Consider the following 17933-nt stretch of genomic DNA (forward strand, 5'->3'; position numbering starts at 1 on the left):
GCGTGACGGACAAGAAGATCTACCCGGGATCCAGCATCGGACTGCCGGCCGAGGGGCGCGGTTCGCTCGCCGGTTGGTGGCCCCGGATCGGTGCCCTCGTCGGCGACTGGGCGGCCAGCAGCGTGGTGACCATCGCCCTCTTCGGCTGGGGCGGCTTCCAGAGCCAGTATGGATCGTTCATCGTCCTCGGGGTCTACTTCGTCGAGGCCGCGGTGCTGACCGTCCTCACGGGCGGCTCCTTCGGGCAGTTGATCGCGCGCATCGGGGTGGTGCGCACCGACGGGCAGCCGCTGGGCATCTGGCGTCCCGTGCTGCGCACGTTCCTTAAGTGCCTGGTGATCCCGCACGTGGTCCTCGGGGCGGAACGTCGGGTGCTGACCGACATGCTGGTGGGCACCGCCGTCGTCAACCGTCGGTGAGCTCCAGGGGGCCGGTCAGGTAGCGCTGGATGGTGGGGCCGACGTTGGCCACCACCTCCTCGGCCGGCATCGAGGCCAGCGGCTCCACTGCCACGAGGTACCTGGCGACGAAGAGCCCGACGAACTGCGAACCGGCCAGCACCGCGCGCTGGGCACGCTCCTGCGGCGACCCGTCCAGGTGCTGCGTGAGCCGGCCCAGTATCCGGTCCCCGACGAACCGGCGCAGCAGGTCCGGGTGGCTGCTGATCCCACTGCGCAGCACGGCCCGCATCGCGGGACCCGCGGGAGAGTCCATCAGGGCCAGCGCCGAGCGGACCAGCTCCGCCCCCCAGTCCTCCCGCGGCAGCGCGGTGACGTGTTCGACCAGGGAGTTCGGGGAGGCGCCGTGCGAGAGCACCTCCTCGAAGAGCTGGTCCTTGCTGCCGAAGTAGTGGTGGACCAGGGCCGCGTCCACGCCGGCCTCACGGGCGATCGCCCGCAGGCTCACGCCGTCGAACGACTTCCGCGCGAACAGTGCGGAAGCGACCTCGAGGATGCGGCTGCGGGTCCGCTCGGACTTGGAGGTCATCGCGTCTGGCGTGGCATGGAGCGGGAGGCCACGAACAGGAACGCCAGGACGATGCCGGCCAGCAGGCCGACGCGGCCCCAGGACTCCGCCGGGACGGTCTCGTTGGCCACTACGTCGACGACCGAGTCCACGGCCCAGGTCATGGGCAGCACCTCCGAGACTGCGGCAAGCACGTCGGGCATGTGTTCCTTGGGCACGAAGAGTCCGCACAGGAACAACTGCGGTCCGATGAACAGGGGCATGAACTGCACCGCCTGGAACTCGGAGCGTGCGAACGCGCTGGCCAGCAGCCCGAACGCCACCCCCACCAGGGCGTCCAGCAGCGCCAACAGGATCAGCATCCAGGCGGGCCCGGCGATCTCAACACCCATCGGCCCCAGCACCAGCAGGCCCAGCAGCGTGGCCTGCAGCACCCCCAGGAACCCGAACACCCCACCGTAGGAGGCCAGCAGGTTCCACCGGGTCAGGGGGGTGGTCAGCAGCCGTTCGAGGGTGCCGGAGGTGCGCTCCCGGAGCATGGTCACCGACGTCACGATGAACATCAGCATCATGGGCAGGATGGCCAGCATCATCGGGCCGAGCGAGTCGAACGCGCCGCGGCCGCCGGGCGGCACCGGGACGTCGACGAAGACGTAGTAGAGCAGCGTGACGAGCAGCAGCGGCATGACGATGATGATGCCGACGGTGCGGGGGTCCGCGCGCAGCTGGGCGGCGATGCGCGCCACGGTTGTCAACGCCGACGGCGTGCGCAGCCGGGGCCGGCCGGCCGCGTGCCGTGCGGTGGTGGTCATGCCGCCACCTCCTGCTTGATCAGGGTGAGGAAGGTCTCCTCCGGGGTGGAGGCGCCGGTGCGCTCCTGCAGGTCCAGGATGGGGGCGTGGGCCAGGAAGTGGCCCTCGCGCATCAGCAGGATGCTGTCGCACCGGGTAGCCTCGTCCATCACGTGGCTGGAGACCAGTAGCGTCGTCCCCTGCGCCGCGAGCCCGCGGAAGTGTTCCCACAGGGACTCCCGGGTGAGGGGGTCCAGTCCCACCGTCGGCTCGTCGAGGACCAGCAGTTCGGGGGAGCCGACCTGGGCGCACGCCAAAGAGGCCCGGCTGGCCTGCCCGCCGGAGAGGTGCTCGACGCGGCGGTTGGCGTACGCGGTCAACTCCACCGCCTCCAGGGTGCGCGCGACGTCGTCGGGGCCGGCGCCCACCAGGGCGGCGAAGTGGGCCACGTTGTCCCGCACCGAGAGGTCCTTGTAGACGCTCAGGGACTGGCTGGTGTAGGCCACGCGCCGGCGCAGGGCCCGGTCCGAGGGCGGGAGCCCGAGCACGGTGAGCGAGCCGGAGGCGATCCGCTGGACGCCCACCATGGTGCGCATCAGGGTGGACTTGCCGCAGCCGGACGGCCCGAGCAGGCCGGTGACGGAACCGCGGGCGAGGTCGAGGTCCAACCCGTGCAGGACCTCGTTGCGGCCCCGTTGGACCACCAGCTCGCGCGCCGTGACGGTCGATTCATCAACCGTTGAATTCATCATGTGATGAACGGTACGCCGGGTTCGGGCGGTGTGCAATGGGTTCGGTGGAACGACGCGCAACGGCGTGCGGCGCGCACTAGGCTGCCCATGCGGGGGAGCCGGGTGGAGGGCGGTGGTGTATCAGCCCGGGGCCGGTGCCCTCATAGGAGTTGAGCACCAGCGTCGGAAGGATGCCCATGTCACCCGAGGAGCCAGTCCTGAACCCGTACCCGCGGTTCAACCCCTACGTGGCCGCGGCCTGGGGGATCCGCGTCACCACTTCCGTCTCGGACAGCGCCACCCCGTACGTGGAGGACGCGCTGTTGGTCACGGCGCCACAGGACGATCTGCCCACCCTGGTGGCGGGTGTCGAGGAGGTCGCGCGGGAACTCGGCCTGGGCATCGAGCGCACCGAGCTGGGAGTGAAGCCGACGGACCTCCCCACTGAACAGCTGCTGCCCCGGACCCACAAGATCATCCTGGAAGGGGTCACGGGCGCCGTCGACGCCGCCTCCGTGCTGCAGCGCATCGGCCCGGGCAGGGGCGTGAGCCTGGACCACATGCTGGTGGCCAACCCGTACTACGCCGGCATGCCGTACTACGCGGGAATGCCGTACTACGCAGGGATGCCCTACTACGCCGGCATGCCGCACTACTCCAGCTCGAGCGCGCCGGCCAGCAGCTACGGGGCGCCGGGGCTGGGCGGGCGTGCCCCGGTCGCGGTCGTGCTGCCGGACCCGGCGCTGCGCCGTCGCAAGGTGAAGCGCCCCCCTGTGGTGGTCATCCCGGACACGGGGCTCGAGAAGCACCCATGGTTCGAGGACCCGGCACTGGCCACCTCCGAGGCCTACGTGGACGGTCAACTGATCGGCCGGTTCGGCACCGTCCCCGGCTCCGCCACGCCGGAGCCACCCCGCAATCCGTTGGACGGCTCCCTGCTGCCCTATGCCGGCCACGGCACATTCGCCGCCGGTCTGGTGCGGCAGGTCTGCCCCGAGGCCGTCATCCTCGGCATCCCGATCATGACCGACGACGGCGTCGTCTCGGAGTCCTGCCTGCTGGCCACCCTGTACGCCTTGCTGACACGGCAGGCGCAGGCCATCATCGGCCACCGCCCCGAGGAACTCATCGACGTGCTGAGCCTCTCGCTCGGCTACTACCACGAGGCCCCAGAGGACGCACTCTCCGACGGCCCCCTGAGGGCGGTGCTGGAGGCATTCGGCCAGCTCGGGGTGCTGGTGGTCTGCGCCGCCGGCAACGACTCCACCACGGCGCCGCTGTTCCCGGCCGCCTTCGCCGCCGAGCCGCACCAGCCGCACACGCTTCCGATGATTGGCGTCGGATCCCTCAACCCGGACGGCACCGTCGCGTACTTCAGCAACGCCGGCCCCTGGGTCTCCTGCCATCGTCCGGGCGCCGCCATCGTCAGCACCATGCCCATCACGCTCGACGGTGACATGCTCCCGGTGGCGGCCATGACGGCGGGTACCGAGGAACGTGCCACCGTGGACCCCAACAAGTTCGCAGGCGGTTTCGGCACCTGGAGCGGCACCTCCTTCTCCGCGCCGGTGCTCGCCGGCGAGCTCGCCGCCCGGTTCGTGGCCGACGGCCGTGCCGCCCTCGAGCCGACGGAGGCACTGGAGCGCGGCTGGCAGGCGCTGGCCGAGGAACTCGGATGGAGACGGCCATGACGGCGACACCCAGCCTCGTGGAGCGGGCCACCATCCTGTTCGAGGGATTCCGCGAGGGGGAGGCGGGCAGGCTTGACCGGCTCGTCGAACTCCTGACCCCGACCCTCTGGCACGTCGCCCGAGCCTGTGGGCTGGACCGCGCCGACGCCGAGGACGTGGTGCAGACCGCGTGGCTGCGGCTCGTCGAAAAACAGGCCACGGTGGAGAACCCCAAGGTGGTGCTGGCCTGGCTGGGCACCACGGTGCGACGGGAGGCCTGGCGCGTCCGCAAGGAACGTCGGCGCTCCATGAGCTGGGAGGAACCGCCCGAACAGGCGGACCCCGGCCCCGACCCGGCCGACGCCGCCGTCCTGGGCGAGACGCAGCGCGTCCTGTGGCACCACTTCTCCCAACTCACCCCGCGGTGCCAGGCGCTGCTGCGGGTGGTCAGCCGCGGCGGACGCCCGGACTACGCGGTCCTCGCCGAGACCCTCGACATGCCCGTCGGGTCCATCGGACCCACCCGCGGGCGCTGCCTGGCCGCTCTCCGCAAGGCACTCACCTCCGACCCATCCTGGAGCCCGACATGACCGACGCCTTCCAGCAGCCCATGGACGAGCTCGACGACGAGATCCTCGAGCAGGTCCAGGACCTCTTCGACGCTCTCGACCCGCCGCCCGCGGACCTCACGGAGGAGGTCGTGGTGGCCATCTCGTTGGCGGCCCTCGACGCCGAGATCGCCACTTTGCAGGACGAGTCCGAACTCCTGCTGCGCACCAGCGGGGCCGCCTCCACCGATGCCGTCACGTTCACCGGCTCGTCGGTCCAACTCATGGTCTCCACCAGCGAGGACGACGCCGAGACCATCCGCATCGACGGCTGGGTCACCGGTGGCGGCGTGGAGGTGGAACTGCTGCGCGGCACCGACTCCACCACGGCGGTCGCCGACGCCCACGGCAGATTGGTGTGGCGACGGGTGCCGCGCGGCCAGGTCCGATTCCTGATCCACCCGGCCGCCCCCGGTGCGCGGCCCGTCCTGACGCCGGTGATCGAGCTCTGATGTGACTGGGACCGACCCGTTCGCGTCAGCACGCGACGCCTACCGGGAGGCGCGGGAAGCGATCGCCCAGTACCGCCTCCAGGACGCGCGCGCCCACGTCTCGCGCGCCCTCACCCAGCTGGGGGAGGCCGAGGGTGGTGAGGAGGAGCGCTTCGAGCTGGGCATCCGGATCCGGGTCACCGGATCCTGGCTGACCTCGGACTCCGATGGGTTGACCGCCGCCCTCCAGGAGGTGGCCGCGGCGCGGGACGAGGCGACGGCCGCGGGGCGGGACGACCTCCGGGCCGTCGCCCTCGTCCAGGCCGGGGTGCTGCGGGCCCGCGCCGGCTTCGTGGAGGAGGCGCTCGAAGAACTGCGGCCGGCGGTGGAGTTCTCGCAGCACCTCCCCGTCGAGGACCGGGTGCGGCTCCTGTTGAACAAGGGGACGATGGCCTCCGAGGCGGGTCACCTGGCGGAGGCGGCGGCGGACCTGGCCGCTGCGGCCGCGCTCGCCACCGACCTGCCCGACCACGCGTTCATGGCCGTCCACAACCTCGGCTTCGTGGAGTACCTGCAGGGTGACCTGCCCGCCGCGCTGCACTCCATGCGGGTCGCCGACGAGATGGACACCCCCGTGGACCGTTCGGTCTCCCGGCTGGACCGCGCCCGGGTGCTGATGGAGGTTGGGCTGCTGGACGACGCCGCGGAACTCCTGGCCGGCACCGTCGAGGACATGCGCGCCGCAGGCATGGCCGACGAGCTCACCAGCGCGCTGCTGGACAGGGCGAGGTGCGAGCTGCTGCGGGGCAGCACGGGCGCGGCCGTCGAACTGGCCGACGAGGTGGTCGCCCGCGCGGAGGAGCGCGGCGAGCAGTTGCGGGTGCTGGCCGCGGCGGGGGTGCGCGTCGAGGCGTTGCTGGCGGACGGTGAACAGGACCTGCGCACGGTGGCGGAGGCGGACCGCCTCGTCACCGCGGCCGGGAGGGCGGGCATGGAACTGATCGCGGACCGGGCCGAGGCCGTGCGCGTGATCGCGAGCTCGAGACTGGGTGCGGTGACGCTCGCGCCCGGGACGCGGTCGGCGCTGCGCCGCCTGGCCGGATCGCCCTACTTCACCACCCGACTGCTGGCCGGCCGGGCAGAACTGGCGCTGACCGACGACGAGGAGCGCCGCTCCGAACTCCTGGCCGAGGCCACCCGGGACCTGGCCCGCTCCAAGTCCGGCATGGCCAGCCTGGACCTCCGCACCGCCGTCACTGTCCACGTCGAACCCATCCTCGCGCTGGACCTCGAGCGGGCCGTGGCCGGTGGGGACGCGGCGGTGGCGTTGGAGGTGACCGAGCGGTGGCGCGCCGCGCTGGACACGGTGCCCTCGGTGCGGCCCTCACCGGACCCGGAGGTGGCCGGGCTGTGGTCCCGGCTGCGCAAGCGCCACGAGGACCTGCGCGAGGCGCCGGCCGAGGCGGTCAGGGGCCTGCAGGACGACGTGGCGGCACTCGAGCAGCAGCTGCGGGAACGGTCCTGGCGCGGCCCCGGGGACCGGAGCGGACGGGAGCCGGACAGGGCTGGGCTCCCGGCGCCGACGTCGGCCACCCTGCTCACCTACTTCTGGGCCTCCGAGGAACTGCACCTGCTGCACGTGCCGCCGGGGGAGGGGCCGAGCCTCCTGCGGCTCGGCGGCCGGGCCGAGCTCACCGAGCTGGTGGCCAGGGCGGTGGCCGACGCCGCAGCTCTCGCGCACGCGCCCCAGGGCCCGTTGGGGGCAGCCGTGCGCAGCTCCCTGGAGGAGGAACTGGCCGAGCTGGACTCCGTGCTGCTGCCGCCCGAACTGGGTGACGGGCCGGTGGTGGTGGTGCCCAGCGGCCGCCTCGCCCGGCTGCCGTGGGGGATGCTGCCCCGGCTGCGGGACCGCGGGCTGACGCTGGCCCGCTCGGCCGCCCTGTGGCGCAGCGGTGCCACCGCATTGGCCGAGGTGCCCCGCGTGGCCGTCGCCAGCGGTCCCGAGCTGGCCCTGGCGGAACAGGAGACGAGCCGCGTGGTGGGGAGCTGGTCCGGGGCCACCCGGGTGCCGGGGGAGCCCGCCTCGGTGCGGGCCGCCCTGCGCGAGCACGACGTCGTGCACGTGGCGGCTCATGGCCGACACCGCGCCGACAACCCCCTGTTCTCCTCGCTGTGGCTGCACGGCGGCTCCTTGTTCGCCCACGAACTGGAGGGCATGGACGTGCGCTCCAGCCTGGTGGTGCTGTCTGCCTGCGGGGTGGGCCGGGCCCGGCTCCGCTCCGGGGACGAGGCCCTCGGACTGACGTCGAGTCTCCTCGCGCTCGGGGTGCGCGCCGTGGTGGCCCCGCTGACCGACGTCCCGGACTCGCTGGCCTGCGAGACCATGGCGGCTCTGCACCGGGGGCTGGCAGGTGGGATGAGTGGTCCCGAGGCGTTGGCCGAGGCGTCGGGCGGTGACCTCCTCGCGCGCTCGTTCACCTGGTTCGGCTCGGACTGGACAGCACCTGTTTCGACACCCACCACTTGAAAGTTCGAGGGGTCGAACATAGGATTCTGGGATCGATTCGGAGGATCCCATGCAACAGCGCGCCACGAGGTTCCTGCCGGTGGCGATCATCATGGCCACCGCACTTGTCGGCTGCGCCCCGGCCGCGGGGAGCGACGACCGGGCCCTGAGCGTGGTGACCACCACCGGATACCTCGCCGACGTCGTCTCACAGGTGGCGCCCGAGGCGGACGTGACCACTCTCGTCGGGCCGGGGGGAGACCCGCACACCTACCAGCCGTCCACGCGTGACATCCAGACGATCCTGGACGCGGACCTGGTGCTGTGGAACGGGCTACGGCTCGAGGCGCAGATGGCCGACGTCCTGCTCGGACAGGGGGAGCGGCAACTGGCCGTGGCCGAGGCCCTGCCCGACGAGCTCCTGCTGCCGCTGCCCGGGAGGGACGCCGACGGCAACCACCTCAGCGACCCGCACGTCTGGAACAGCCCAGAGGCCTGGGCGCTCGTGGTGGGGGAGGTGGCCGACCGGCTGGCCGAGGTCGACCCCGACGCCGCCGGCCAGTACCGGGGCAACGCCGAGTCGTTCGCCGCCCGGATCGCGGCCGCCGGCCGGTGGGCCGAGGACCTCCTGGCTCCCGTCCCCGAGGCGGACCGCACCCTGGTCACCGGCCACGACGCGTTCAACTACTACGGGCACACCTATCGGTTCCGGGTGCACGCCACCGACTTCATCTCCACCGACGCCCAGCTCAGCGCCACCCAACTGAGCGAGCTGGCGGACCTGGTGGCGACGGAGCAGGTGCCCGTGGTGTTCGCGGACAACCAGGCCAACCCCCAGGCCATCACCAGTCTCGCCGAGGCCGTGGCGGCCCGGGGGTGGCGGGTGGAGGTCTCCGAGTCAGAGCTGTACGCCGACTCGCTGGGAGCCGGGGAGGACGTGGACTCCTGGCTGGAGGTGTTCGAGCACAACACCCGGGCGATCGCGGCGGCGCTCGGCGTCCCGGAGGAGGAACGATGACCACTGTGGACGCCTGCAACGTGCGCGGCCTGAGCGCCGCCTACGGCACGACGCCGGTCCTGCGGGACGTTGACCTGGACGTGCCCGCCGGGGTGGTCCTCGGCGTCGTCGGGCCCAACGGTGCCGGCAAGTCCACCCTGCTCAAGGCCATGCTCGGACTGGTGCCGCCGCTCGCGGGCGCGGTGGAGTTCTTCGGGCGGCCCCTGCCGCAGGTGCGTGGCAGGGTCGGGTTCATGCCGCAGGCGACGACGGTGGACTGGGACTTCCCGACCACGGTGCGCGACGTGGTCACCATGGGCACCTACGGCTCCCTCGGCTGGCTGCGCCGCCCCGGCAGGGCCGAGCGGGAACGCGCCCGGGCCGCCCTCGAGCAGTGCGGGATCGCGGACCTCGCCCGCAGGCAGATCGGGGAGCTCTCGGGCGGGCAGCGGCAGCGGGTGTTCCTGGCCCGCAGCCTCGCCGCCGAACCGGACCTGTTCCTAATGGACGAGCCGTTCGCCGGGGTGGACGCGCGCAGCCAGCAGGCCATCGTCGAGGTGCTGCACGGCCTGCGCGCGGCGGGGCGGACCGTGGTCATCGTGCACCACGACCTCGCAACCGTGCCCGAGTACTGCGACCACGTGGCCCTCCTGAATCGCACCGTGGTGGCGGGCGGCCCGGTCGCGGAAGTGTTCACCCCGGACAACGTCCGCCACGCCTACGACGTCGTGGCCGCCGACGACCCCTTCCTCGGGCTGGTCCGGTGAACCTCTTCGAGTTCCTCGGCAACCACACCTACAAGATGGTGTTCCTCGGCACCGCCATGATCGGGTTGGTGGCCGGCGCCCTGGGGGCCTTCGCCTACCTGCGCAAGCGCTCCTTGGTCAGCGACGTGATCTCGCACTCCGCCCTCCCCGGGGCGCTCGGGGCGTTCCTGCTCGCCGTAGCCCTCGGGCTCGACGGCAGGAACCTCGCCCTCCTGCTGCTGGGGGCCATCGTGACCGCCGGGATCGCGGTGGCCGCCGCCGGCCACGTCGTGCGCGCCACCATCATCCGCGTGGACACCGCCATGGCCATCGTGCTGACCGTGTTCTTCGGTGCCGGCATGCTGCTGATGCGCATCATCACCGACGGCCCCTACCCGGGCAAGGGCGGGATCCAGGACTACCTGTTCGGCAACGCCACCGTGATCACCCGGGCGGACCTGGCCACCATCATCGTGGTGGGAGCGCTGGCGCTCGGGGTGATGGTGGCGTTCTGGAAGGAGTTCGCGCTGCGCACCTTCGACCCGGTGCATGCGGCGCTGCTGGGGAAGGGACGCCGGATCGACGCCCTGATGTCGTTCGCGCTGGTGCTGGCCGTCGTGATCGGGGTGAAGGCGGTGGGGCTGGTGCTGATGGTGGCGCTGGTGGTGACCCCCGCCGCGGCCGCCCGCCAGTGGACCCGTCGGCTGCCGACGATGGTGGCCCTGGCCGCCGGGATCGGGGCGCTCGCCGGCGGCACCGGGACCTACCTGTCGGTCAACCTCGGGGCCGTGCCGCCCGGCCCGGTGGTGGTGCTGGTGCTGTTCGGCATCTTCCTGGCCTCCATGCTGCTGGCCCCCGGCCGCAGCCTCGGGCACCGCCTGCTGCAGCGGGCCCGACTCCGGCGAGCACTGGCCTCGGCATGAGCTTCCTCCTCGGGGTGGTCCTGCTGGCCGTGGTGACGGCGGTGGCCTGCGCCCTGCCGGGGGCGTTCATCGTGCTGCGGGGCAACTCCATGCTCGTCGACGCCATCAGCCACGCCGTGCTGCCGGGCATCGTCGTGGGCTACTTCTTCACAAGAAACCCGGACTCGCCGTGGCTGGTGGCAGGGGCCGCGCTCACGGGGCTGCTCGTGGTGCTGGGCAGCGAGTACCTGGCCCGCACCGGCCTGCTCGCGGGCGACGCTCCGCAGGGGTTGGTGTTCCCGGCCCTGTTCAGCGTCGGCGTGATCCTCGTCTCGCTCGAGTTCTCCGACGTCCACCTGGACACCCACACCGTCCTGGTGGGGGACCTCAACCTCGCGGGCTTCCGGCAACTGAGCGTCGCCGGGGTCGGGATCGGTCCCGAGGCGCTCTACGTGATGCTGGGCGTCGCCGTCCTCGACGCCCTGTTCGTCGTCCTGTTCTACCCGCGCCTGAAGCTGGCCACCTTCGACGCGGCCTTCGCCCACAGCATCGGGATCCGCACCGGGGTCCTGAACGCCGCGCTGATGCTGCTGGTGGCCGTCACCGTCACCGCCGCCTTCAACGTCGCCGGGGCCATCCTGGTCATCGCCCTCATGGTGGTGCCGGCGGCCACGGCGCTGCTGCTGGCCAGTCGGCTCTCGCGGATGATCGCCGCCACGCTCGGCATCGCGGCCGGTGGCGCGTTGGCCGGCTTCTGGCTCGCCTACTTCCTCGACGCCCCCACCAGCGCCGGGATGGCCGTGTTCCAGGGCCTCGTGTTCGCGACGGTGCTGTTGGTCACCAGGACCCGCCGGCCGGCGACGGCCGCCCGGTAGGCTCCGAGCATGTCGGTATCCGAGCTCTCCAGCAGTGCGCAGAACCACCTGAAGGTGATCTGGGGGCTGCAGGAGTGGACCCCGGAACCGGTGCTGCCGTCGACCATCGCGGACAAGACCGGGCTGCGGCTCTCCTCGGTCTCCGGCGCCATCTCCAAACTGGTGGACAAGGGACTGGTGGAGCACGAGCCCTACGGGGCCGTCCACCTCACGGACGAGGGCCGTCGGCTGGCGCTGGAGATGGTGCGCCGACACCGACTGATCGAGACGTTCCTGGTGCAGGTGCTCGGCTATGGCTGGGACGAGGTGCACGACGAGGCCGAGGAACTGGAGCACGCCGTCTCCGACCTGATGGTCGAACGGCTCGACGCCCTCCTGGGCCACCCGGAGCGGGACCCGCACGGCGACCCCATCCCCGGTTCGGACGGCTCCGTGCGGATGCCGAGGGCGGACTCCCTGGCCGACGTCGCGCCTGGCCGCTACGTGGTGGCGCGGATCTCCGACGACGACCCGGAACTGTTGCGCTTCTTCTCCGAGCATGGCATCGAGCTGGACGCCGAGCTCCGAGTGGCTGCCGGTCCGGCCTACTCGGACGCCCTCTCGGTGGCGGTCGGGGGAGGGGCTGCGCTGACCCTCGGGCGCTCCGCCGCGGCGGCCGTTCGTGTCTCCGCCCGCTCCTGACGCCGCCCCCCCGATTGATAATGCGAATTGTCGCCCACGTTCGTGGGCTGCAAATAATGCGCATTATCACCTTGACCGGCCGGAAGGCCGCGGGACAGACTGCTGTCCCGTACCAACCGGAGCGATCGAGGAGGATCGATGCCGCGTCACCGCTTCACCCAGGCCGACGTCGCCGCCATCGCGGGCGTCAGCCAGTCCACGGTCAGCTTCGTGCTCAACGGCAGCACCCCGTCGGGCGTGCGCATCTCGGAGGAGACCCGCACCAAGGTGCAGGAGGCCATCCGGATCACCGGGTACTCCGCCAACCCGGTGGCCCGCCGGCTGGCCGGTGGCCGCAACCAGATCGTCGGCGTGTTCACCTACGAGGCGACGTTCCCGCGCGGCGGCCGGGACTTCTACGGCCCCTTCCTGGTGGGCATCGAGCACGCCGCCGAGAAGCTCGGCGTCGACATGCTGCTGTTCACCTCCGCGCGGGTGGTGGACGGCCGCCGCCGACTCGCCCGTGACGGCTGGCAGCGCCTCGGGATCGCCGACGGCTGCCTCTTGTTGGGACAGCACGAGGACCGCGGCGAGCTCCAGCACCTGCTGGACACCAACTACCCCTTCGTCTTCATCGGCAAGCGTGCCAGCGAGGGCAGCCGCCTGCCCTACGTCGGCGCAGACTACGAGGCCGCCACCGCCCGGCAGGTCCGCAGGCTGACCGAGCGCGGCCACGCGCGGGTGGGTTACGTCGGCCCCAGGACCACGGACCAACCCACTCTGGACCGCGTGGCCGGCTACCAACGGGCCGTGCGCGAGTTCGGGCTCACCCCACGCTTCGTGGAGGGGGACACCGCCGCCGCCATCGCCCGCGAGGTCGCGGAGCGGGGCCTCACCGGGGTGCTCGTCGCCCCGGAGATCGACGCGGAGGAACTGGCCGACGCCCTGGAGGCCCTCGGGCTGCGGGTCCCCGAAGACGTCTCCATGCTCCTGCTCGGCCAGGCCCTGCACCCGCATCGCGCGGGAAGGGACTGGGCCGGCTTCACGGTGCCCCGAGAGGAGATGGGGGCCAGGGCGCTCGTGCTCCTGTCCCGGATCATCGAGCTCGAGTCCCGCGGCCGCCGCAACCGCCCCGGACGCACTGGCGGCGCACCCCAAGAGGAACTCGACCACCACCAGATGCTCGACTGCCCCGACGTGGAAGGCGCGTCGTTGCAGCCCGCACCCCCCTCCCCGCTACCGAAGGAAGAACCACGTGACAACTCCTGAACTCTCCACAGACATCCTCGTCGTCGGGGGTGGGCTGGGCGGGATCGCCGCAGCCCTGGCCGCAGCCGACCGCGGCGCCACCGTCGTCCTCAGCGAGGAGTTCGAGTGGATCGGCGGGCAACTCACCTCCCAGGCCGTGCCGCCGGACGAGCACCCCTGGGTGGAGGAGTTCGGGATCACCGCCCGCTACCGCGCGCTGCGTGACGGGATCCGCGACGTCTACCGCAGGCGCTACCCGCTCCTGCCCGAGGCCCGGGACCGGGTCGACCTCAACCCGGGCGCGGGCTGGGTCTCGAAGCTGTGCCACGAACCGCGCGTCGCCGTGGGAGTGCTCCACGAGATGCTCGCCCCGCACCGCTCCACCGGCCGCATCCGCCTGCTCGAGCGGTTCCGCCCCGTGGCCGCCGGCACCGACGGCGACCGGGTCACCGACGTCACCCTCGCCTCCGTGACCACCGGTGAGCAGGTCCGCGTCGCCGCCCACTTCGTGCTCGACGCCACCGAGACCGGGGAGCTGCTGCCGCTGACGGGCACCGAGTACGTGACCGGGTTCGAGTCCCGCGCCGAGACCGGCGAGCCCAGCGCCCCGGAGGAGGCCCAGCCCGGGAACGTGCAGGCGCTCAGCGTGTGTTTCGCCGTCGAACACGTGGAAGGGGACCACACCATCGACGAGCCGGAGGACTACGAGTTCTGGCGCGACTACGTCCCGGCCGCCTGGCAGGGCAACCGGATGCTGTCGTGGGTGGCGCCCAACCCCCGCACCCTGGAGATCGTCGAGCGGCAGTTCGACCCCAACCCCGGCGACGACGTCGCCGCCGTCGACGCGGACCAGTCCAGGAACGCCGGCGACCTGAACCTGTGGACCTTCCGCCGGATCGCCGCCCGGGACCAGTTCGAGGAGGGCTTCTACGCCAGCGACATCTGCCTGGTGAACTGGCCCAGCATCGACTACTTCCTGGCCCCGGTCCTCGACCTCCCCCGGGACGAGGAACTCGCGCACTACGCCAGGGCCCGCCGGCTCAGCCTCTCGATGCTGTACTGGATGCAGACCGAGGCGCCCCGCCCCGACGGCGGCACCGGCTTCCCCGGCCTGCGGCTCCGCCCGGACGTGATGGGCTCCGACGACGGCCTCGCCCAGGCGCCCTACCACCGGGAGTCCCGCCGCATCAGGGCACTGGCCACCATCACCGAGAACGACGTCTCCCACGCCGTGCGCGGCGACGCCGGCGCCACCCGCTACGAGGACTCCGTCGGGGTGGGGATGTACCGGATCGACCTGCACCCCTCCACCGGCGGCGACACCTACATCGACGTCGCCTCCACCCCGTTCGAGATCCCCCTCGGGGCGCTCATCCCGCAGCGCACCACGAACCTGCTGGCGGCCTGCAAGAACATCGGCACCACCCACATCACCAACGGCTGCTACCGGCTCCACCCCGTCGAGTGGAACATCGGGGAGGCAGCCGGCCACCTGGCCGCGCACTGCCTGGACCTGGGCACCACCCCCCACGCAGTCCACGCCGACCCGGACCTGCTGGCCGCCTACCAGCGGGAGCTGGACGAGACCGGCGTCGAACGGCACTGGCCCGAAGGCCGTGTCCACGCCTACTGAGAACACCCGACCGAAGAAGTTCAAACCAACCGAGGAGAGAGAAATGACCAACCCGCAGACGCGCCGCAGCCGTGGCCTGGGTGTGGGGGCCGGCATCGTCGCCGCAGCCCTTGCGCTCACCGGCTGCAGCAGTGCCGCCCCGAGCGAGGCCGAGACCCCCGACGAGCCGGTGAGCCTCCGCATGACGGTCTGGACGGCCGACGAGACCCAGCTGGCCCTGTTCGACGAGATCGCCGACGCCTACATAGAGCAGAATCCCGAACTGGTCTCGGACATCACCTTCGAACCCATCCCGTTCACCGAGTACACCACGTCGGTCACCACCCAGCTGGCCGGTGGCAACGCGCCGGACCTCGCCTGGATCCTGGAGAGCTACGCACCCGAGTTCGTCAGCAGTGGCGCACTGGCCGACATCGGCCCCGCTCTGCAGGCCACCGAGGGGTACGACTACGACGACCTGCTGGAGTCGTCGCTGGCGCTGTGGAGCACCGACGAGGGCCTGTTCGCCTACCCGTTCTCCAACAGCCCGTTCGCGATGTTCGTCAACACCGACCAGCTCGAGGCCGCCGGCCAGCCCAACCCGGCCGACCTCGTCGCCTCGGGGGAGTGGACCTTCGACGCCGCCCGGGACCTTTCGGCGGCCGCGGCCGAGACCTCCGGCAAGGAGGGCCTCGTGGTGCGCGACTTCGACTACCAGGCCTGGGAGAACCTGTCGTCGGTGTGGAACGGCTGGGACGCGGCACCCTGGAGCGCCGACGGCACCGAGTGCACGCTCGCCGCTCCGGAGATGGTGGAGGCCATGACCTGGATCCACGACGCCACCTTCACCGACGGCGCCCTGCCCGGACCCGGTGTCACCGCGGACTTCTTCGCCGGCGACGCGGCCATGACGATCACCCAGATCAGCCGCGCCTCGGCCATCGACGACAGCTTCGCCTGGGACATCGTGCCCCTGCCCGCCGGCCCGGCCGGCAAGCAGAACGTGATCGGACAGGCCGGCATCGGGGTGTTCGCCAACGCGGAGAACCCGACGGTGGCGGCGGACTTCCTGGCCTTCTTCACCAACCCCACCAACGCCGAGAAGCTGGCCACCTACTTCCCGCCGCCCCGGGAGTCCCTGCTCAACGCCGAGGTGCTCGGGGCCGCCAACCCCAAGCTGAGCGAGGAGCAGCTCCAGGCCGTCGTCGTCGAGGGCATCCAGGACGCCGTCACCAAGCCCACGCACGTCAACTTCGCCGAGCTGCAGGAGACCGTCCGCTCCGAACTGGACGCGCTGTGGCAGGCCGACGCCGACGTCGCAGCAGTACTCGGTCAGACCTGCACCGCCATCGAGCCGCTGCTGGAGGGCTGAGAGTCCATGACCATCACCGCCGTCCCCCCGACGGCCGAGGTTGCGGAGCAGCGGGAGCGCCCCACGCGCCCCCGCCGCTCCGCGGCGGTGCGCCAGGACTGGCTCGTCGGATACACGATGGTGGCCCCTGCCGTGCTCGGCTCGCTCGCCTTCGTCATCGGCCCGCTGGTGGCAGTCTTCTGGTACTCGCTCCACGACTGGAACGTGCTCGCCAACACCTTCGTCTTCGCCGGCGGCGACAACTACGAACGCATGCTGAACGACCCGGGGCTGCACGACTCGCTGCTGGCCAGCCTCTGGTTCTCCATCGGCCTGGTGGTGTGCAACATCTCGCTGGCGCTGCTGCTGGCGGTGCTGCTCAACCAGAAGCTGCCCGGCACCACCACGTTCCGCACCTTCTTCTTCTCGCCCGTGGTGGTCTCCCTCGTGGCGTGGACCATCGTGTGGAGCTTCCTCCTGCAGGCCGACGGTGGCATCAACGGCTTCCTGTCCCTGCTGGGCATCCAGGGCCCCAACTGGCTGCGCGGCGAGTTCACCGCCATGGTGGCCGTCATCGTCGTGCAGGTGTTCAAGAACGTCGGGATGAACATGATCCTGTTCCTCGCCGCCCTGCAGGGGGTCCCAGAGGAGATCATGGAGGCCGCCCGCATCGACGGCGCAGGCGCCTGGCGTCGCTTCCGGCTGATCACGCTGCCGATGATCTCCCCGACGCTGCTGCTGGTCTCCATCCTGACCATCGTCGGCTCCCTGGAGGTGTTCGCACAGATCGCGGTCCTCACCGGCGGCGGGCCCGGCAACTCCACCACCGTGCTTGTCTACTACCTGTACCAGCAGGCGTTCCGGTTCAACGACTTCGGCTACGCCAGCGCACTGTCCGTGCTGCTGTTCCTGATCGTGCTCGTCCTGACGCTGGTGCAGTGGCAGACCCGGAAGAGGTGGGTGTTCCATGAGAACTGAACCGACCAGCAGGCGGCGGCCCACGCGACGCTGGGGCAGGTTCGCCCTGGTGCTGCTGCTCGCCGTGCTCAGCATCCCGTTCATCTTCCCCACCTGGTGGATGGCCACCTCCAGCCTGAAGCCCATGAGTGAAATCCTGCGCAAGGTGCCCACCCTGTGGCCCGAGAACCCGTCGTTCGTCGCCTACGGGGAGGTGTTCCGGCTGCAGCCGTTCGCGCAGCAGTACTGGAACAGCCTCTACATCGCCGCGGTGGTCACGCTCGGGACACTTCTCGTGGCGGCCATGGCCGGCTACGCGTTCGCCCGGATCAAGTTCCCGGGGGCCAACGCCCTGTTCGTGGTGGTGCTGGTGGGACTCCTGGTGCCCTCGGAGGTCACCATCGTGCCGCTGTTCCGGTTGGTGAACTCACTGGGACTGATCAACACCCACTGGCCGCTGGTGGTGATCCCGATCTTCGGCGCCCCCGCGGTGCTGTCCATCTTCATCATGCGGCAGTTCTTCATCGGCCTGCCCACCGAGCTCGAGGAGGCGGGCCGCGTGGACGGCCTCGGCCGCTGGGGGATCTTCTGGCGGATCGCACTGCCCCTCTCGCGCCCGGCACTGGCCGCGGTGGCGATCTTCACGTTCCTGAAGTCCTGGAACCTCTACCTGGAGCCCATCGTCTACCTCTCGAGCAAGGACATGTTCACCCTCCCGCAGGCGCTGACCCAGTACGTCGACGCCTACGGCGGGCCGATGTGGAACGTGCAGCTGGCGGCCACGACGCTGACCGTCGTCCCCGTCCTGCTGGTGTTCCTCGTGGCGCAGAAGCAGTTCGTGCAAGGCCTCGCCCACACCGGCCTGAAGGGCTGAGCCGCCCG

The 17933-nt window shown here is 71.3% G+C and carries 18 protein-coding genes; 15 read left to right on the top strand and 3 right to left on the bottom strand.

The window, feature by feature from the left end; all coding sequences use genetic code 11:
- Positions 1–2: 2 nt before the first annotated feature.
- Positions 3–419: an RDD family protein gene (locus tag ACYU7G_RS09540; RefSeq protein ID WP_461107124.1), complete on the top strand. Its 417-nt coding sequence runs from the start codon at positions 3–5 to the stop codon at positions 417–419.
- Here ACYU7G_RS09540 and ACYU7G_RS09545 read toward each other — a convergent pair.
- From ACYU7G_RS09545 to ACYU7G_RS09555, 3 genes are read right to left on the bottom strand one after another with little or no spacing between them, the layout of a single operon-like run.
- Positions 406–987: a TetR/AcrR family transcriptional regulator gene (locus ACYU7G_RS09545; protein WP_461107126.1), complete on the bottom strand. Its 582-nt coding sequence runs from the start codon at positions 985–987 to the stop codon at positions 406–408. The two genes, ACYU7G_RS09540 and ACYU7G_RS09545, sit on opposite strands and share 14 nt — an antisense overlap.
- Positions 984–1778, bottom strand: coding sequence for an ABC transporter permease (locus ACYU7G_RS09550; protein ID WP_461107128.1), 795 nt, complete (start codon positions 1776–1778; stop codon positions 984–986). The genes ACYU7G_RS09545 and ACYU7G_RS09550 overlap by 4 nt, the downstream gene beginning before the upstream one ends.
- A complete protein-coding gene (locus ACYU7G_RS09555; RefSeq protein WP_461107130.1) occupies positions 1775–2509 on the bottom strand; it encodes an ABC transporter ATP-binding protein in 735 nt (244 codons plus the stop codon). The genes ACYU7G_RS09550 and ACYU7G_RS09555 overlap by 4 nt, the downstream gene beginning before the upstream one ends.
- Before the next feature lie 170 nt (positions 2510–2679).
- On the opposite strand from ACYU7G_RS09555, the gene ACYU7G_RS09560 reads away from it, so the two are divergent.
- The 14 genes from ACYU7G_RS09560 (at position 2680) to ACYU7G_RS09625 (ending at position 17925) form a co-directional block, all read left to right on the top strand.
- Entirely contained in the window at positions 2680–4179 is a 1500-nt protein-coding gene (locus tag ACYU7G_RS09560; protein WP_461107132.1) for a S8/S53 family peptidase, read from the top strand.
- Positions 4176–4748, top strand: coding sequence for an RNA polymerase sigma factor (locus tag ACYU7G_RS09565; RefSeq protein ID WP_461107134.1), 573 nt, complete (start codon positions 4176–4178; stop codon positions 4746–4748). Before ACYU7G_RS09560 ends, ACYU7G_RS09565 begins: the two co-directional genes overlap by 4 nt.
- Positions 4745–5218: a hypothetical protein gene (locus ACYU7G_RS09570; RefSeq protein WP_461107136.1), complete on the top strand. Its 474-nt coding sequence runs from the start codon at positions 4745–4747 to the stop codon at positions 5216–5218. Before ACYU7G_RS09565 ends, ACYU7G_RS09570 begins: the two co-directional genes overlap by 4 nt.
- Before the next feature lies 1 nt (position 5219).
- Positions 5220–7724, top strand: coding sequence for a CHAT domain-containing protein (locus ACYU7G_RS09575; protein WP_461107138.1), 2505 nt, complete (start codon positions 5220–5222; stop codon positions 7722–7724).
- Positions 7725–7773: 49 nt separating this feature from the next.
- On the top strand, positions 7774–8721 hold the full coding sequence (locus ACYU7G_RS09580) for a metal ABC transporter substrate-binding protein (protein ID WP_461107140.1): 948 nt from the start codon (positions 7774–7776) through the stop codon (positions 8719–8721).
- Positions 8718–9467 (top strand): metal ABC transporter ATP-binding protein, encoded by a 750-nt coding sequence (locus tag ACYU7G_RS09585; RefSeq protein WP_461107142.1) that lies wholly within the window; start codon positions 8718–8720, stop codon positions 9465–9467. The genes ACYU7G_RS09580 and ACYU7G_RS09585 overlap by 4 nt, the downstream gene beginning before the upstream one ends.
- Positions 9464–10369, top strand: a complete 906-nt coding sequence (locus ACYU7G_RS09590; RefSeq protein ID WP_461107144.1) for a metal ABC transporter permease — start codon at positions 9464–9466, stop codon at positions 10367–10369. Before ACYU7G_RS09585 ends, ACYU7G_RS09590 begins: the two co-directional genes overlap by 4 nt.
- Positions 10366–11223, top strand: coding sequence for a metal ABC transporter permease (locus ACYU7G_RS09595; RefSeq protein WP_461107146.1), 858 nt, complete (start codon positions 10366–10368; stop codon positions 11221–11223). Before ACYU7G_RS09590 ends, ACYU7G_RS09595 begins: the two co-directional genes overlap by 4 nt.
- Positions 11224–11232: 9 nt before the next feature.
- Positions 11233–11904 carry a metal-dependent transcriptional regulator gene (locus ACYU7G_RS09600; RefSeq protein WP_461107148.1) on the top strand — a complete coding sequence of 224 codons (672 nt, stop codon included), beginning with the start codon at positions 11233–11235 and terminating at the stop codon, positions 11902–11904.
- 138 nt (positions 11905–12042) lie between these two features.
- Complete coding sequence (locus ACYU7G_RS09605; protein ID WP_461107150.1) at positions 12043–13152, top strand: LacI family DNA-binding transcriptional regulator; 1110 nt, start codon at positions 12043–12045, stop codon at positions 13150–13152.
- Positions 13139–14764 (top strand): FAD-dependent oxidoreductase, encoded by a 1626-nt coding sequence (locus ACYU7G_RS09610; RefSeq protein ID WP_461107152.1) that lies wholly within the window; start codon positions 13139–13141, stop codon positions 14762–14764. The genes ACYU7G_RS09605 and ACYU7G_RS09610 overlap by 14 nt, the downstream gene beginning before the upstream one ends.
- A gap of 43 nt (positions 14765–14807) precedes the next feature.
- On the top strand, positions 14808–16115 hold the full coding sequence (locus ACYU7G_RS09615) for an ABC transporter substrate-binding protein (protein WP_461107154.1): 1308 nt from the start codon (positions 14808–14810) through the stop codon (positions 16113–16115).
- A 6-nt stretch (positions 16116–16121) separates the two neighbouring features.
- On the top strand, positions 16122–17072 hold the full coding sequence (locus ACYU7G_RS09620) for a carbohydrate ABC transporter permease (RefSeq protein WP_461107156.1): 951 nt from the start codon (positions 16122–16124) through the stop codon (positions 17070–17072).
- Positions 17062–17925 (top strand): carbohydrate ABC transporter permease, encoded by an 864-nt coding sequence (locus tag ACYU7G_RS09625; protein ID WP_461107158.1) that lies wholly within the window; start codon positions 17062–17064, stop codon positions 17923–17925. The genes ACYU7G_RS09620 and ACYU7G_RS09625 overlap by 11 nt, the downstream gene beginning before the upstream one ends.
- Positions 17926–17933 lie beyond the last annotated feature (8 nt).

It is taken from the genome of Tessaracoccus terricola (assembly GCF_054776555.1).

Coding starts and splice junctions, on each gene's coding strand:
- ACYU7G_RS09560 (WP_461107132.1), top strand. CDS start 2,680: ATGCCCATGTCACCCGAGGAGCCAGTCCTGAACCCGTACCCGCGGTTC.
- ACYU7G_RS09555 (WP_461107130.1), bottom strand. CDS start 2,509: ATGATGAATTCAACGGTTGATGAATCGACCGTCACGGCGCGCGAGCTG.
- ACYU7G_RS09550 (WP_461107128.1), bottom strand. CDS start 1,778: ATGACCACCACCGCACGGCACGCGGCCGGCCGGCCCCGGCTGCGCACG.
- ACYU7G_RS09585 (WP_461107142.1), top strand. CDS start 8,718: ATGACCACTGTGGACGCCTGCAACGTGCGCGGCCTGAGCGCCGCCTAC.
- ACYU7G_RS09625 (WP_461107158.1), top strand. CDS start 17,062: ATGAGAACTGAACCGACCAGCAGGCGGCGGCCCACGCGACGCTGGGGC.
- ACYU7G_RS09565 (WP_461107134.1), top strand. CDS start 4,176: ATGACGGCGACACCCAGCCTCGTGGAGCGGGCCACCATCCTGTTCGAG.
- ACYU7G_RS09570 (WP_461107136.1), top strand. CDS start 4,745: ATGACCGACGCCTTCCAGCAGCCCATGGACGAGCTCGACGACGAGATC.
- ACYU7G_RS09615 (WP_461107154.1), top strand. CDS start 14,808: ATGACCAACCCGCAGACGCGCCGCAGCCGTGGCCTGGGTGTGGGGGCC.
- ACYU7G_RS09620 (WP_461107156.1), top strand. CDS start 16,122: ATGACCATCACCGCCGTCCCCCCGACGGCCGAGGTTGCGGAGCAGCGG.
- ACYU7G_RS09545 (WP_461107126.1), bottom strand. CDS start 987: ATGACCTCCAAGTCCGAGCGGACCCGCAGCCGCATCCTCGAGGTCGCT.
- ACYU7G_RS09595 (WP_461107146.1), top strand. CDS start 10,366: ATGAGCTTCCTCCTCGGGGTGGTCCTGCTGGCCGTGGTGACGGCGGTG.
- ACYU7G_RS09600 (WP_461107148.1), top strand. CDS start 11,233: ATGTCGGTATCCGAGCTCTCCAGCAGTGCGCAGAACCACCTGAAGGTG.
- ACYU7G_RS09580 (WP_461107140.1), top strand. CDS start 7,774: ATGCAACAGCGCGCCACGAGGTTCCTGCCGGTGGCGATCATCATGGCC.
- ACYU7G_RS09605 (WP_461107150.1), top strand. CDS start 12,043: ATGCCGCGTCACCGCTTCACCCAGGCCGACGTCGCCGCCATCGCGGGC.